The organism is Marimonas lutisalis, from assembly GCF_005434965.1.
In the GTDB taxonomy this organism is placed as follows: Bacteria; Pseudomonadota; Alphaproteobacteria; order Rhodobacterales; family Rhodobacteraceae; genus Marimonas_A; species Marimonas_A lutisalis.
This window is the reverse complement of the sequence record NZ_SKCI01000003.1, coordinates 21,016-35,022: the sequence shown is the minus strand read 5'-3', so window position 1 is coordinate 35,022 and position 14,007 is coordinate 21,016. Positions and strand designations below refer to the sequence as shown.

General features: G+C 62.0%; 11 protein-coding genes, 1 tRNA gene and 2 pseudogenes. 9 read left to right on the top strand and 5 right to left on the bottom strand.

Features of this window, described 5'->3' with window-relative positions:
* Nucleotides 1-7: 7 nt before the first annotated feature.
* The 5 genes from E0501_RS13300 to E0501_RS13280 all read left to right on the top strand — a co-directional run bounded on the left by E0501_RS13300 (nt 8) and on the right by E0501_RS13280 (nt 5,538).
* Nucleotides 8-1,159 carry a gamma-glutamylcyclotransferase gene (locus tag E0501_RS13300; RefSeq protein ID WP_137701884.1) on the top strand — a complete coding sequence of 384 codons (1,152 nt, stop codon included), beginning with the start codon at nt 8-10 and terminating at the stop codon, nt 1,157-1,159.
* Between the two features lie 57 nt (nt 1,160-1,216).
* Nucleotides 1,217-2,257, top strand: a complete 1,041-nt coding sequence (locus E0501_RS13295) for a cysteine synthase A (protein ID WP_137701883.1) — start codon at nt 1,217-1,219, stop codon at nt 2,255-2,257.
* Complete coding sequence (locus E0501_RS13290) at nt 2,254-4,674, top strand: DUF3772 domain-containing protein (protein WP_137701882.1); 2,421 nt, start codon at nt 2,254-2,256, stop codon at nt 4,672-4,674. Before E0501_RS13295 ends, E0501_RS13290 begins: the two co-directional genes overlap by 4 nt.
* Nucleotides 4,671-5,387 carry an alanyl-tRNA editing protein gene (locus E0501_RS13285; protein ID WP_137701881.1) on the top strand — a complete coding sequence of 239 codons (717 nt, stop codon included), beginning with the start codon at nt 4,671-4,673 and terminating at the stop codon, nt 5,385-5,387. The genes E0501_RS13290 and E0501_RS13285 overlap by 4 nt, the downstream gene beginning before the upstream one ends.
* 61 nt (nt 5,388-5,448) lie before the next feature.
* A tRNA-Ser gene (locus tag E0501_RS13280) sits at nt 5,449-5,538 on the top strand.
* A 364-nt stretch (nt 5,539-5,902) separates the two neighbouring features.
* Here E0501_RS13280 and E0501_RS13275 read toward each other — a convergent pair.
* The 3 genes from E0501_RS13275 to E0501_RS21280 are packed head-to-tail and all read right to left on the bottom strand — an operon-like array spanning nt 5,903 to nt 8,207.
* Complete coding sequence (locus E0501_RS13275; protein ID WP_137701880.1) at nt 5,903-7,576, bottom strand: recombinase family protein; 1,674 nt, start codon at nt 7,574-7,576, stop codon at nt 5,903-5,905.
* Entirely contained in the window at nt 7,573-7,980 is a 408-nt protein-coding gene (locus E0501_RS13270) for a DUF2924 domain-containing protein (protein ID WP_137701879.1), read from the bottom strand. Before E0501_RS13270 ends, E0501_RS13275 begins: the two co-directional genes overlap by 4 nt.
* Complete coding sequence (locus tag E0501_RS21280) at nt 7,977-8,207, bottom strand: DUF3489 domain-containing protein (RefSeq protein ID WP_170222781.1); 231 nt, start codon at nt 8,205-8,207, stop codon at nt 7,977-7,979. Before E0501_RS21280 ends, E0501_RS13270 begins: the two co-directional genes overlap by 4 nt.
* Before the next feature lie 572 nt (nt 8,208-8,779).
* Between E0501_RS21280 and E0501_RS13260 the strand changes: the two genes are divergently transcribed.
* The 4 genes and pseudogenes from E0501_RS13260 to E0501_RS21570 all read left to right on the top strand — a co-directional run.
* Nucleotides 8,780-10,174 (top strand): site-specific DNA-methyltransferase, encoded by a 1,395-nt coding sequence (locus tag E0501_RS13260; RefSeq protein ID WP_235857854.1) that lies wholly within the window; start codon nt 8,780-8,782, stop codon nt 10,172-10,174.
* Entirely contained in the window at nt 10,167-10,616 is a 450-nt protein-coding gene (locus tag E0501_RS13255; RefSeq protein WP_137701877.1) for a DUF5681 domain-containing protein, read from the top strand. The genes E0501_RS13260 and E0501_RS13255 overlap by 8 nt, the downstream gene beginning before the upstream one ends.
* Nucleotides 10,603-12,078 carry a phage terminase large subunit gene (gene terL, locus E0501_RS13250; protein WP_137701876.1) on the top strand — a complete coding sequence of 492 codons (1,476 nt, stop codon included), beginning with the start codon at nt 10,603-10,605 and terminating at the stop codon, nt 12,076-12,078. The genes E0501_RS13255 and terL overlap by 14 nt, the downstream gene beginning before the upstream one ends.
* A gap of 458 nt (nt 12,079-12,536) precedes the next feature.
* Nucleotides 12,537-12,683 (top strand): annotated as a pseudogene (locus E0501_RS21570) (IS6 family transposase); the annotation flags it as partial.
* An 18-nt stretch (nt 12,684-12,701) separates the two neighbouring features.
* Here the strand turns inward: E0501_RS21570 and E0501_RS21820 are convergent.
* Nucleotides 12,702-12,809 (bottom strand): annotated as a pseudogene (locus E0501_RS21820) (hypothetical protein); the annotation flags it as partial.
* A 253-nt stretch (nt 12,810-13,062) separates the two neighbouring features.
* Complete coding sequence (locus tag E0501_RS13240) at nt 13,063-13,482, bottom strand: RrF2 family transcriptional regulator (protein ID WP_137701875.1); 420 nt, start codon at nt 13,480-13,482, stop codon at nt 13,063-13,065.
* Nucleotides 13,483-14,007 lie beyond the last annotated feature (525 nt).

Sequence of the window (14,007 nt, the reverse complement as noted above, 5' to 3'; positions counted from 1 at the left end):
TGGTTTAATGGATAGTATTTTTCTTTATGGCACGCTGTGCCACGCGCCCTTGCTGGAGATCGTGGCCGGTTGCGCGCCACAGGACCTGAGGCCTGTTCCGGGGGCGTTGCGGGACCACCGGGTGACATGGGCCGAGGGCCACGGGTTTCCGCTGATCCAGAAAAGCGCGGGGGCTGTCGCGAACGGCGTGGTTCTGCGCGCGGTGCCCGGTGATGCGCGTGCGCGGCTGGATTTCTACGAGCTGGGCTTTGGCTATGCTCTGGCGGACGTGACGGTCGAGACGGACGAGGGCGCGGTGGCGGCAAAGGTCTATTTTCCGGAACCGGGCCTTTGGATGGCGGGGGCGGACTGGTCACTGGAGGCCTGGGTGCGCGACCACTGGCCGCTGACGCGCCACAGCGCACGCGAGGTAATGAGCTATTTCGGGGTGCTGGACGGCGCCGAGTTGGCCGCGCGTTACCCCATGATCCAGACCCGCGCCGCGGCGCAACTCGCGGCAGAGCGCGAGGATGTACCGGCACGGGTGCGCCAGGACACCGGGCGCGAGGCGGTCGAGGAGGACGCGGAAGAGCCTTTGCATTCGGGCTTTTTCATCAGCCGGCGCTACCGGTTACGGCATCCACTGTACCGTGGCGGGATGAGCGAGTGGGTAACGCGCGAGGTATTCGTGGTGGGCGATGCGGTGACGGTTCTGCCCTATGATCCGGTGCGCGACCGGGTGATGCTGATCGAGCAGTTCCGCATGGGTGCCTATGCGCGCGGAGATCGCAAGCCCTGGATGCTGGAACCCGTGGCTGGCCGGATGGAAGGGGTGGAATCGCCCGAACTGACCGGCGCGCGTGAAAGCGAGGAGGAGGCGGGGCTGACGATCCGGGCGTTCGAGAAGATCGGCAGCTATTACGCCTCGCCCGGCTATTCGACCGAGCGGTTTCATTCGCTGCTGGGGCTGGCCGATCTGCCGGAAGACGCCGCGGGTTTTGGCGGGCTGGACCAGGAGCATGAGGATATTCGCAGCCATGTCCTGAGCTTTGACGCGGCCATGGCGCTGTTGCGGGATGGCGAGGTGGATAACGGGCCGCTGGTTGTTTCGCTTCTGTGGCTGGAGCGGGAGCGCGCGCGGCTGCGCGCCGAGGCGGGCGGGGCGGCTGCGCCCGCTTGAGTTCCCCGGGGCGAGCGCCTACACCTGACAGGGCAGGGCAGTATCAAGGAGCGCGCCATGACATCCCCGATTGCACAGGATCTTTCGCAGGCGGTGGGCAACACGCCGCTGATCAAGCTGCGCCAGGTGAGCGAAGCGACCGGGTGCACCATCCTGGGTAAATGCGAGTTTCTGAACCCCGGCCAGTCGGTCAAGGACCGGGCGGCGCTTTACATCATCCGCGATGCAGTGGCGCGCGGTGAGCTGCAGCCCGGCGGCACGATCGTGGAAGGTACCGCGGGTAACACCGGGATCGGGCTGGCGCTGGTCGGCGCGTCGATGGGCTTCAAGACGGTGATCGTGATCCCGGATACGCAGAGCCAGGAAAAGAAGGACATGCTGCGCCTGGCGGGCGCCGAGCTGATCGAGGTGCCGGCGGCGCCCTATCGCAACCCCAACAATTTCGTGCATTACTCGCGCCGCCTGGCCGAAGAGCTGGCCAAGACCGAGCCCAGGGGCGCGATCTGGGCCAACCAGTTCGACAACGTGGCCAACCGGCAGGCGCATATCGAGGGCACCGGCCCCGAGATCTGGGCGCAGACCGACGGCAAGGTCGACGGGTTCATCTGTGCGGTCGGATCGGGCGGTACCTTTGCCGGGGTCGGCATGGCGCTTCAGCCCAAGGGCGTGAAGATCGGCCTGGCCGATCCGATGGGTGCGGGGCTTTACAGCTATTACACCACCGGCGAGATCGCGATGGAGGGAAGCTCGATCGCCGAAGGGATCGGGCAGGTGCGCATTACCAAGAACCTGGAAGGGTTCACGCCCGACATGGCCTACCAGGTGCCCGATGACGAGGCGCTGCCCTATGTATTCGACCTGCTGGAGCATGAAGGGTTGTGCCTCGGCGGGTCGTCCGGCATCAACGTGGCCGGTGCCGTGCGCATGGCCCGCGAGATGGGCCCGGGCCATACGATCGTGACGGTGCTGTGTGATTACGGCACCCGGTACCAGTCGAAACTGTTCAACCCGGACTTCCTGAAAGAAAAGGAGCTGCCCGTGCCGCTTTGGCTGGACCGGGTGCCCAAGAACCTGCCGGGGGTCTTTGTCGAAGAATGAGACACCTACGCGCATTTTTCCTTTGGTTGCCGCTGGCTCTAACCCTGATTGCCGGCAATGCGCTGGCGCAGGACAGGAACGGCTTGCCCGATTTCGAGGCTTGGGAGCGGACAGCGACCCGTGCCGAAGAGGCGATCGAAGCTGGCCGGGCCTCGGACGCCGCGTTCCAGGAGTTGCGGCTGCAGCTGGTCGACTGGCGCTCGCAGTTCGTCGATGCACAATCGGCCAACGCCGCCACGATCCAAACCATCGAGGAGCAGTTGGCCGCGTTGGGGCCCAAGCCAGAGGAAGGCGACGAGCCGCCCGAAATCGCGGAGAGCCGCGCCAAGTTGAATCAACGCCTGTCCGAGTTGCGCACGCCGGGCAAGACGGCGGAATTGGCCTATACCAGGGCCGATGGCCTGATCCGGGGGGTCGACGGCATCCTGCGGGAACGGCAATCGCGCCAGTTGTTGGAGCGTGGGCCGTCACCGCTGAATCCGGCCTATTGGCCAAGGGCGTTGGCGTCGCTTCGGACGGCGGTCCACAACATCTGGGGCGAAGCTTCGATTGCCTTCAACAACCCGGTGCAGCGGGAGCGGTTCACCAGCTTCCTGCCGGCCGTGATCGTGATCTCGCTGATCGCGTTCGTGTTGCTGTTGCGCGGGCATCACTGGCTTGCGCGCCTGACGCGCAGAATTCACGACAAGGGCCGGTCATCGGGCCGTTGGCTGGTGGAGTTCATCGTATCGCTTGGTCAGCCCATCGTGATGAACATAGCGCTTCTGATGCTGATCGAAGCGGCCTATCTGACAGGTCTTCCGGGGCTGCGGATTGACCAGATCCTCGCCAGTCTTGCCCCCGCGGGATTCCTGTTGTTCGGAGCCATGTGGATCGGCCTGCGCGCTTTTCCCCGCGTCGAGCGGGATATTCCGGTTCTGGACCTGCCCCCCGAGCAGCGTAGAGAGGGCCGGGTCGTTGCCGGCCTGATCGGTCTTGTCCTTGGTTTGTCGCTGATCTTGCGGGTGGTTGCGCAGTTCGAGGCGTGGGCGGATTCAACGGTTGCGATCGTTAATTTCGCCCTTGTCGTTCCTGCGGCGCTGCTGGTCTGGAGGATGTCGCGTCTGCTGCGTGAGCATGGAAAGAGAAAAACCGGCGAAGCGACGGAGGCGCCGAGATACATCGACCGGCTGCTGATCCTGTTGGGGCAGGCCCTGGTCCTGGTAGCGTTCGCGGGACCGGCGCTTTCGGCGCTTGGCTATCTCGAGGCGTCGCGTGTGCTGACTTTCTCGACGATGTTCTCGCTGTTGTTGTTCGCGCTGCTGATGATCCTGCAACGGCTTATGGCCGAGTTGTGGGTGTTCGTGCGGGGCGGTGACGAGGATGCACGCGAAGGGTTGGTGCCGGTTCTGGCAGGGTTCCTGCTGGCGATCGTGTCCGCGCCGTTCTTTGCCCTGATCTGGGGCGCGCGCAGCACCGAGCTGGACGAATTGTGGACGCGCGTGAAAGAAGGGTTCGTGATCGGCGATACGCGGATCAGCCCGTCGGATTTCCTGGTTTTCGCGATCGTGTTCGTGATCGGTTACACGATCACGCGGTTGTTGCAGGGCACGCTGAAGAACACGGTGCTGCCGAAAACCAAGATGGATGTTGGTGGGCAGAACGCGCTGGTTTCGGGCGTGGGCTATGTGGGGATATTCCTGGCAGCCATCCTCGCCATCACTTCGGCCGGGATCGACCTGAGTTCGCTTGCAATCGTGGCCGGGGCCTTGTCGGTGGGCATCGGTTTCGGCCTTCAGAATATCGTGTCGAACTTCGTCTCCGGTATCATCCTTCTGATCGAGCGGCCGATTTCCGAGGGCGACTGGATCGAGGTCGGTGGGCAGATGGGCTATGTGCGCGACATCTCGGTGCGGTCCACCCGGATCGAGACCTTCGACCGGACCGACGTGATCGTGCCCAATGCCGATCTGGTGTCCGGGACGGTCACCAACTTTACCCGCGGCAACACGGTGGGCCGGGTGATCGTGCCGGTGGGCGTCGCCTATGGCACTGATACGAAGTGGGTCGAGGGAATCCTGATGGAGATCGCCAAGGCGCATCCGATGGTCCTGATGAACCCGGCTCCGTCGGTGGTGTTCCAGGGCTTCGGCGCCGACAGCCTGGATTTCGAGATCCGCGCGATCCTGAAGGACGTGAATTACGTGCTGAGCGTAAAATCGGACATGAACCACGAGATCGCCAAACGCTTTGCCGAGGAAGGCATCGAGATTCCGTTCGCACAGCGCGACGTCTGGCTGCGCAACCCCGAAACGCTGACTGGCAATAGCCCGGCAGGGGACAGCGCGGTGGCAGAGGCCGAGCCCGCCGACCGTGGCCATCTGGATCTGGACGATCTGGGAGATGGCGATACGGATGCCGACGGGGGGGAAAGATGACCGAGACGCAATTCCTGCAGGATGCCTATCTGCGCGAAGCCGAGGCGACCGTGGTGGCGCATACGCCCGAGGGCGGCATCGTGCTGGACCGGTCGATCTTCTACGCCACAGGCGGCGGCCAGCCCGGCGACAATGGGCGGCTGGAATGGTCAGGTGGCGCGCTTGAGGTCGCCACGACGGTCAAGGCTGAGCGGGGGCAGATCGTGCTGGTGCCCGCCGAGCCGCAGCCTTTGCCCGCCGTAGGGACGACGGTGCTGCAGCAACTGGACTGGGAGCGGCGGCACCGGCACATGCGGGTGCACACCGCTCTGCATCTTCTGTCGGTGGTGCTGCCGTTGCCGGTGACCGGTGGGCAGATCAGCACCGAGAAGGGGCGGCTGGATTTCCTGATGCCCGAACCGCCCGAGGACCGTGACGCCATCGAAGAGGCCCTGAACGCCCTGATCGAGCGGGACCTGCCGGTGAGCCAGGACTGGATCACCGACGCGGAACTGGAGGCCAATCCGGGCCTGGTCAAGACGATGTCGGTGCAGCCGCCGCGCGGGGCCGGGCGCATCCGGCTGGTCCGGATCGGCGCGGGCGAAGACCAGGTCGACCTCCAGCCCTGTGGCGGCACCCATGTGGCGCGCACCGCCGAGATCGGCCGGATCCGGCTGGGCAAGATCGAGAACAAGGGCAAGCAGAACCGCCGGGTGAACATCCATCTGGATTAAGCCGGGGTTTTTACCCTTTGCCCCTTGCGCGTCCCTGCCGATTTTCGCTAGACCCGTCGGCGGAGCGGTGGCCGAGTGGTCGAAGGCGCACGCCTGGAAAGTGTGTAGGCGGGAAACCGTCTCGAGGGTTCGAATCCCTTCCGCTCCGCCACCGACATTCGTCTCGCATTCCGGTGTCCATTTCGCGTAGAATTCCCGCGGAATTCCCGACGCTTACGTCGCTCTGCGACGTTCAGAGACACATAACTTTGCATTCCATTGAGTAAAATTCCCCGAAGTCTCAGTGCGCCGGAATGGTGGGTCCGCTTTTTCGCGTATTTCCCTGTTATGGCTCGATTTACAGGGAATTGCGGATGTTTTCAGGCAATGGCGGCATCTCGATATGCAATTATGCTTTGGAAACCAACGGTTTGTGATCTGATTTCCCTAAAGGCAGAAACAGGGAATTTTTTTCTTGGAACAGGGAATAGTCTGGGCGCAACAGGGAGCACGTCAATTCGAACAGGAAGCGATGATCAGCCTTCGAAGCCGAGGAGCCTTTCCTGCTCGGCCCAGTCCAGGGGCAGGTTCGTCTTCAAAAGACGTCGGACCGTGAGGCCGTCGGGCTGGGAGCCGTCAATGATCGCCGCCTGAATTTTGGGCGAAAGACCCGACAAGGCGATGATCCTGGCCAGATAGCGCTCTGTCCGATTCATGTCTGAGGCGAGGCGCTTCAGTGCGGTTCCGGATTTGATGGCATCCGCCCAGCAATGCGCATTGCGCAGCGCACGGAGCAATGCGACGTCCGGCACGGGCTTCTGTGTGCCCGCCACGATCTTCATCTCGACACCGCGCCGCCGATGCGTGAACGGATTATTGAACCGGAGAACCTCCGGGTTCAGGGTATCGACTGCAAGACCGAGACCCGCCGCGAGGGCCCGAGAGGAAAGCTGGACGTCGATACGACCATTGCCCAGTGTTGCAGTTTCGATCAGCGCAGCCGCCTCCCGGATGCCTGCGTCGCGAACGTACCGCGCAAGTTCGATGGTTCGATCCACGATGGCGCCCGACAGGCTGACATCACATTCCTTGAGAAGCGCGTGGCGATTGGCACAATTGTCAAGGTGATCGGCAACGAGCGTGACCATGGCGGCCTCGACGCCAGGGGCCGGCGCGCGCCATCCGGTCGGATCGGTTCCGCCGGATACCAGCCGGTTGGAGATGTAATAGCGAAGGATCTTGCTACCCTTCTTCGTATGGGTCGGCGTGAGGAGATCACCGGTCTCGTCCCGGATTTTGCCTTTCAGGGGAGCGGTATCAGGACATGGCTGCCCGGCAGTTGCACCACGGCGGCGCGCGCTGGCAGCCTGCAACGCGCATTGTACGTCCTCCCACAGATCTGCGTCGATAATGGCGGGGTGCTTTCCGGCAAAGCTTTGATCTTTGTGACGGATCAATCCGCGATAGACGGGGTTCGTCAGCACCTTGTGGATCTGTCCCCGGCTCAGGCGGCCACCGCCCTGGGTGCGGCCGCTTGCGAAGACATGATACTTTGAGCGCAGACCCAGCGCCTCTGCGTGGTGCGTGACTGCATTGAGACAGCGGTGCTCGGCATAGAGGGCGAAGAGTTGCCGGACGACCGCGGCTTCGGCCGCGTTCACAACCAGCTCCCGCCGGGTCCGGTCGGGATGCGGATCATACCCGAGCGGAGGGACGCCCCCCATCCAGAGCCCTTTTTTCTTCGAGGCGGCGATCTTGTCACGGATGCGTTCGGCGGTGACCTCGCGTTCGAACTGGGCGAAGGAGAGCAGCACGTTGAGGGTGAGGCGTCCCATCGAAGAAGAGGTGTTGAAGGCCTGTGTGACAGAAACGAAAGAGCACCCCACCTGTTCCAGCCGCTCCACCAGCTTGGCAAAGTCCGCCAGCGACCGTGTGAGCCGGTCGATCTTGTAGACCACGATCATGTCGATGCGCCCGGCGTCGATCTCGTCCATAAGCCGCTGCAGGGCAGGGCGCTCGAGCGTGCCCCCGGACAGCCCGCCATCGTCATAGCGCCCAGGCACGAGCTTCCAGCCTTCATGACGCTGGCTGGCGATATAGGCGGCACAGGCCTCGTATTGGGCGTCGAGCGAGTTGAAATCCTGGTCGAGCCCTTCGTCGGAAGACTTGCGGGTGTAGATTGCACAGCGGATCTTCGGACGCTGGCTCATTGTGAGGTCTTCCTACCCAGCCCGAAGAAGCGTGGGCCCGACCAGTGTGCGCCGGTGATCTCACGCGCGATCACCGACAGTGAGCGCCAGTTCTGTCCGTTCCATTCGAAGCCGGTGTCAGTCACCTCGACCACATGGGTGACACCATTCCATTCACGCAGAAGGCGGCTGCCTGGCTCGAGACCAGGGCGCCTTGCGCGTTGTGCAGCGGTCTCGTCCTGCGCCAACGCTTTGCGCATGCGGGGAGACAGGCCTCCTGACATGCGTGTCTGGATCTCCGTTGCGAGAAACCGCCGCAGGAACGGCTTGCTCATGCCTTTGGGCACCGGCTTTCGGACAATATCCGTCCAGGCCGCCATCAACGCGGCCCGGTCCATGTTCTCGAGATCGCTGACCCGTATCATGCTGCATCCTCAGGTCCAGCGGTGATGCGGTAAACCGGGTCGCCCCCTTCTTTCCGGGCGGCTTCGCGATCTATGGTGAAGCCTGCCTTGCGCAACCCGCTCAGGGCGGCCCGAGCCGAATGCGGTTGCCAGCCCGTGACGGCGCAGATCGCGTCGAGGCTGGCCCCGGACGGGCGCTTGAGCATTGCCTGCACCGTTCCAATCTTGCTCTGTTTCTGTTTGGACATTGTGTGTCTCCTCGGAGTGTTTGGACCGGCAGGATGCCGATCCCTGTACCGAGGAACGCCCGATCTCCTGCGGGCGTGATGACAGTGATGCGTGGTTCGGGCCGGTAGTCCAGTCCTGTCTGGCGGCCAGGCGAAGGGTTTTGCACGGGCCCTTGGGCAGGGGGATGCTGAACCTGCTTTTATGTCCCCTTCTCCCATGAGAATGGGCCGTGTCTTGTGCGTCAGGCGCGGCGCGTTTGCGTTGATGGGACAGCGGGTGTCGGCAGACCCTTGCGCGGGAGGCGCGACCTGTCGGTACCACACCCATGATTCTTGTTCATAAACAATGGCTTGACGGATCCCTCCGCCGTGGATATACAGGCGGAGCCCTGCACGGAAATCCTTCCACAGGGCCGATGTTGTCCTTCAGGCAGCACTCCGGGCCGTGCGTCGCGCGGTTCCGCCGAGAGCATTCAAAGGGGCAACTCACCGGATCGTACGGTCCGGGGGTTGCTGTGTATGCTCACTCCGACTTCCCCGCGCGATCCTTTCAATCGAAGCGCCGAACCGGCGCTGTCTGAAAGGAGGCTGTTATGCCTGAAAAGAAACCCCAACCCGATGCGGCGGCATCGACCTCGACCGTCTGGATGGCCGACAAGGTCATGCAGGTGCCGGTCACCGACCTCAAACCCTACGCGCAGAACAACCGTGTCCACACGGCCAGGAACATTGGCAAACTCAAGGCTTCGGTTGCTCAGTTCGGCTTTGTCACCCCGATCCTTGTCGATGCGCAGATGGGTATCATCGCCGGGCATGGCCGTCTCGAGGCGGCGAAGGCCCTGGGCATGCAGAATGTGCCGATTGTGGTGGCAGATCACCTGTCGCCGGCTGAAGTGCGCGCCCTGCGCATTGCCGATAACAAGCTGGCGGAACTGTCGGACTGGAACGAGGCGGCCTTGCAGATCGAATTTGCCGAGTTGATGGACCTCGGCCTTTCTGGGGATCTCGGCTTTGATCTCGACATCACCGGCTTCGAGTTGCCCGAGATCGACATCATCATTGAGGGCGCTGCCGGTTCGGAAGATGCACCGTCGGAAACAGTCACCGATCTAGATCTGGCCATTCCGGCCGTCACCCGGCCCGGGGATCTCTGGATCCTCGGAGATCATCGGATCCTCTGCGGCGATGCGCTCGAACATGACAGCTATGCCCGGATCCTTGATGGCGAGACGCCGCAGATGGTGTTCACCGACCCGCCTTATAATGTCCCCGTGCAGGGGCATGTGCGCGCGGGCAACGGGGGTGGGCATCGCGAGTTTGCGATGGCGTCCGGGGAGATGACGCCGTCCGAGTTCCGGTCTTTCCTTGGCAATGTGCTGGCCCAACTGTTCGATACCCTGCCCATGGGCGGGATTGCCGACATCTGCATGGATTGGCGCCACGTGGAGGATCTCATCACGGTCGGGAAGTCCTGCGGCTTCGACCTGATCAATCTCTGCGTCTGGAACAAGACCAATGGCGGCATGGGCAGCCTTTATCGCTCCAAGCATGAACTGGTCTGCATCTTCAAGAAGCCGGGCGCGCCGCATATCAACAACGTGGAACTGGGCAAGCACGGGCGCAACCGCACCAATGTCTGGGACTATGCCGGTGTGAACAGCTTCGGCAAGGGACGCGCGGCCGATCTCGTGGACCATCCCACGGTCAAGCCGACGGCACTGGTGGCCGATGCGATCATGGACGTGACCCGGCGCGGTGACGTGGTGCTCGATGTTTTCGGTGGCTCCGGTGCCACGCTGCTCGCGGCGGAACAGACCGGTCGTCGGGCGCGGCTGGTTGAACTTGACCCGCTTTATGTCGATGTCGCGATCCGCCGCTGGCAGGAGAAAACCGGGCAGGAGGCCGTGCATGCTGCGTCCGGGGAGAGCTTCACTACGCGTGCTGCCATGTCGAACGAGCCGCTGGAAGAGGAGGCTGGCCATGTCTGACAAGAAGAAACAAGACTACGACGTGGGCTACGGCAAGCCGCCGAAGCACAGCCAGTTCAAGAAAGGCCAGTCCGGCAATCCCAAGGGGCGCCCGAAAAACGCGCGTGGTGTCCTTGCAAGCGTGAAGCGCGAGTTGGACTCGAAGATCACGGTGCGCGAGCGCGGGCGCCAGGTCACGATCACCAAGGCCGCGGCTATGGCCAAACGCATTGTTGCCAATGCTTTACAAGGCGATCCGAAAGCCTTGTTCGCGCTGTTGAAACTTGACCCGGATCTCTACGGGCGGCTTGTGCCAGAGGTCGAGGCCGAAGAGCAGGTGCCCGGTCCTGAGGCCGTCGACTTCGACATCCTGCGCGACTACTTCACGGCGACGGAAGGCAGGGATACGGAGGACGAGGCGGACGGCGACACAGTTGGGAAGGAAAACCATGAAGATGCTTGATCCCCGCATGGTCCGGCAGGCGTCTCTTGCGCTCTGCCGGGAACACTTCTTCGCCTTCGTCTGGAAAACCTTCGAGACGCTGAACGGCAGGCCGGAGGACAGGTTCGTGCCGGCCTGGCACGTGCGCGCCATGTGTCACGAGCTGGACAATGTCCGCACGGGCGAGAACAAGCGCCTTGTCATCAACATCCCGCCACGCTGCCTCAAATCCGTGACCGTGGCGGTCGCTTATGTCGCCTTTATTCTCGGCCATCAGCCCGGCGCCAAGATCATTGTGGCCAGCTACGGTCTCGATCTCGCCCGCAAGCATTCGGAGGACTGCCGGCGCGTGATGACATCGCGCTGGTACCAGGAGATGTTTCCGCAGACGCGGCTTGCAACAAGGGGCAACACCGCCGACGAAATCCGGACCACGCAAGGCGGCAGCCGAAAGGCTGTCTCCATTGGCAGTGCGGTGACCGGGCACGGCGCGGATTACATCATCATCGATGACCTGCTGAAAGCCGGCGACGCCAATTCTGAGGCGGAACTGGTGCGGGCGCAGGAGTTCATCGATGGCACCTTGCTGTCGCGTTTTGACAACCAAGCCGAGGGCCGGGTGGTGATGGTGGCGCAACGTCTCCACGAAGCCGACCCGCCGGGATACCTGCTCAACAAGGGGACCTACCGCCATCTCAACCTGCCGGCCGTAGCGGAAGAGGCAGAGGTCGTTCCGGTCGGGCAGGGTAGGGTGCACCGGCGCGCCCCGGGCGATCTGCTCTTCCCGCAGCGGCTTGACCGTGCGACACTCGATGGCCTTCGCCGGGAAATGGGGGCGGCGGTCTTCAATTGCCAGTACCAGCAGAACCCGATTGCCCCTGACGGGTCACCGCTGCGCTGGGAGTGGTTTGGAACTTATGCGGAACTCGAGGATCGCCGCTGGTATCAACTGGTAGTCCAAAGCTGGGACACGGGGACCTCCGCGGATCCGCGTTCCGACTTCTCGGTCTGCACAACATGGGGCTTCCGGGAGAATGCCTGGTACCTGCTCGATGTGTGGCGGGGGCAGCTGGATTATCCTGACCTGAAGGCGAAGGTGCTGGCCTTGGCAGCCTGTTGGGACCCGGAGCGTGTTCTCATCGAGGATGCGGCGACAGGCCGGCCCCTTTTGCATGAACTCTTCCGGGATGACCGGCGGTTCAAAGCCATTACCCCTGAAAAGGACAAGGAGATACGGTTCAACGCGGCCTGCGCACCGGTGGAAGAGGGCAAGGTCTTGCTGCCCGCTGAGGCGCCGTGGCTGGCCACCTTCAAGCGGGAGCTGCAGTCCTTCCCGCGCGGTAGCCACGACGACCAGGTCGACAGCTTCAGCCAGTTCCTGAACTGGTCAAAGGGGCCCGGCTTTTATCGCGCCCTTGGAAGGGATCACGCGATCAACCGAGAGCGCCGCGAGAGGCAATTGGCGCGGGTCAGGCGGCGGTGATGAGGCGGCCCTGATGCGAACCTGGCGACGCGCCCCCCTATGTCGGTCCGTATCGGCACGGAGCCGCGCGAGTGCGTGTTGCTTACTGTGCTTGAGTCCCGTGATCCGCGCAGGGCCCCGTCAAGGCAGGCGAGGTGCATTGTGTCCTTTGGGCGACATGCGCCAAAAGTACTGGGCGGTGCCCGGAAATGCAGGCGCTGCGCCTTGTTGCATCAAGGTAGACGACTTAAACTCACTAAAGCAGGCGACGTTTTGAGCGAACTCGCGTCGCCTTTTACCTCCCTGTTGGACTGTGGCCGGGCTTGTCCCGGCCATTTTTTTGCCTGGACGGCAAGGGGCGGCCGCATGTAACGATGGCTACTGCGTGGTTTCGCCAGTCGGTCGTTATGATTGTGCGCGCAGACCTTGTCAGATGAGACTTGGTTGAGCGCGGGCAGGGCGCGGCGTAGCGTCAGCCCATGGCAAAGCGCTCCCCGTTTCGAACTTTCAAAACCAGCCCTGAGATCATCCGTCTGGCGGTGATGCTCCATGTCCGGTTTCCGTTATCGCTTATAAATGCCGAGGATCTGCCGCATGCACGCGGCATTGACGTCAGCCATGAAACTGAATGTCCGTGTTTCCAACTACTCGATTGCTGCGAGCCGAGGAAAGATTTCGCGGTTGAGGCAAAATCTTGGAGGCGATGCGCGATCCATCTGCATTTCCTGCCACTTTATGCAGTCAGTCGCATGTCCACATTTTTTCGCAGTTAATCATACTTTGTCGGATGTCATCTTCCACGGCCTTGGGAAGTCGTTGTTTGGGGAGGTCGATACCCAATACGATCAACATTCCTCGCCGAATATTGACGCGTCTTTCAAAGGCCTCTGGGTCGAGTTGCCGAAAGTTTAGTGCCAAGTCGTGGAGTTCTCCATTTTTTGAACTCAATCTCGCCGTGTCTTCAGGTATGGCGCTTGGGGACGTCTACGTCCTAAGCTTATCGGATCATGAAACTGGAAAGATTGAGCCGTCGATTACGATATCGGCCAGACTGTAGTGGTCAAAAACCTCGAGCAGCGCTTCGATGGCGCTATTGAGGATTTGCGGGAGACGGCATGAGCACGTTATCAAGCATTGGTTATCTTCGCGGAAGCATTCGACCAGCGCAAAATCCGGTTCAGTTGCCCGGATGACCTTGCCAAGGTTAATCTTCTCCGGCGGCGCCGCCAGACGGAAGCCGCCCGAACGTCCTCGCTGAGCCTTTAGGAACCCTTCGTTCGTCAGCGTCCGAACGACCTTTTTCAAATGCGGTGCGGAAATTCCGTAGACCGCAGCGGCTTCCTCGATGGTCACGTTGTTCCCGTCCTTGCTTGCTGCAAGGATGAGGATTCGTAAGGCATAGTCGGAAAACTTCGTCAATCGCACTAGCGACACCTCCTTACGCGGCAAGCGTCAGTAACCCTGTGTTGCCCATCCTGGAAACACTACTACGCAAAAAGATCATTTTACTTGATCTTGATCAAGGTGCCTTCCTGACCCGGATGAGACAAGCCTCCAGAAAAGGGTGATTTAGAATCGCCCAAATATCGGGAAATCGGAATGTTCATTTCTGGTCCACATAAGATGACGGCATGTACTTGGAGCCTGCGAAAGGTTTTCTGCCGCGTTTTTGTGGCTCTCGTGGTATTGGGACTGGTTACACAATTCGCGCAACCCGGCCGCGTCCATGCGGGAGAGCGCGCTAATGGATTCGAGATCGTCATTTGCTCAGGTGACGGCGCGATAACGATAACCGTAGACAGCGAAGGTAACCCAATCGAGGCACCCGGCGACGCGACCTGCGACTGTGGTTGTGCTGCATGTCCGTCGCCCGCTGGAGTTTGTCTGATCCCAAAAGCCTCCGTCTTGGAAATATTGAAGTCGTTAGCAGCAGTTGTTCCATACACGTGG

What these genes read in the sequence shown, in the direction of transcription:
- E0501_RS13270 (WP_137701879.1), bottom strand. Translation starts at nt 7,980, where the DNA reads ATGATACGGGTCAGCGATCTCGAGAACATGGACCGGGCCGCGTTGATG.
- E0501_RS13255 (WP_137701877.1), top strand. Translation starts at nt 10,167, where the DNA reads ATGTCTGACAAGAAGAAACAAGACTACGACGTGGGCTACGGCAAGCCG.
- E0501_RS21280 (WP_170222781.1), bottom strand. Translation starts at nt 8,207, where the DNA reads ATGTCCAAACAGAAACAGAGCAAGATTGGAACGGTGCAGGCAATGCTC.
- E0501_RS13285 (WP_137701881.1), top strand. Translation starts at nt 4,671, where the DNA reads ATGACCGAGACGCAATTCCTGCAGGATGCCTATCTGCGCGAAGCCGAG.
- E0501_RS13300 (WP_137701884.1), top strand. Translation starts at nt 8, where the DNA reads ATGGATAGTATTTTTCTTTATGGCACGCTGTGCCACGCGCCCTTGCTG.
- E0501_RS13295 (WP_137701883.1), top strand. Translation starts at nt 1,217, where the DNA reads ATGACATCCCCGATTGCACAGGATCTTTCGCAGGCGGTGGGCAACACG.
- E0501_RS13260 (WP_235857854.1), top strand. Translation starts at nt 8,780, where the DNA reads ATGCCTGAAAAGAAACCCCAACCCGATGCGGCGGCATCGACCTCGACC.
- E0501_RS13290 (WP_137701882.1), top strand. Translation starts at nt 2,254, where the DNA reads ATGAGACACCTACGCGCATTTTTCCTTTGGTTGCCGCTGGCTCTAACC.
- E0501_RS13275 (WP_137701880.1), bottom strand. Translation starts at nt 7,576, where the DNA reads ATGAGCCAGCGTCCGAAGATCCGCTGTGCAATCTACACCCGCAAGTCT.
- terL (WP_137701876.1), top strand. Translation starts at nt 10,603, where the DNA reads ATGAAGATGCTTGATCCCCGCATGGTCCGGCAGGCGTCTCTTGCGCTC.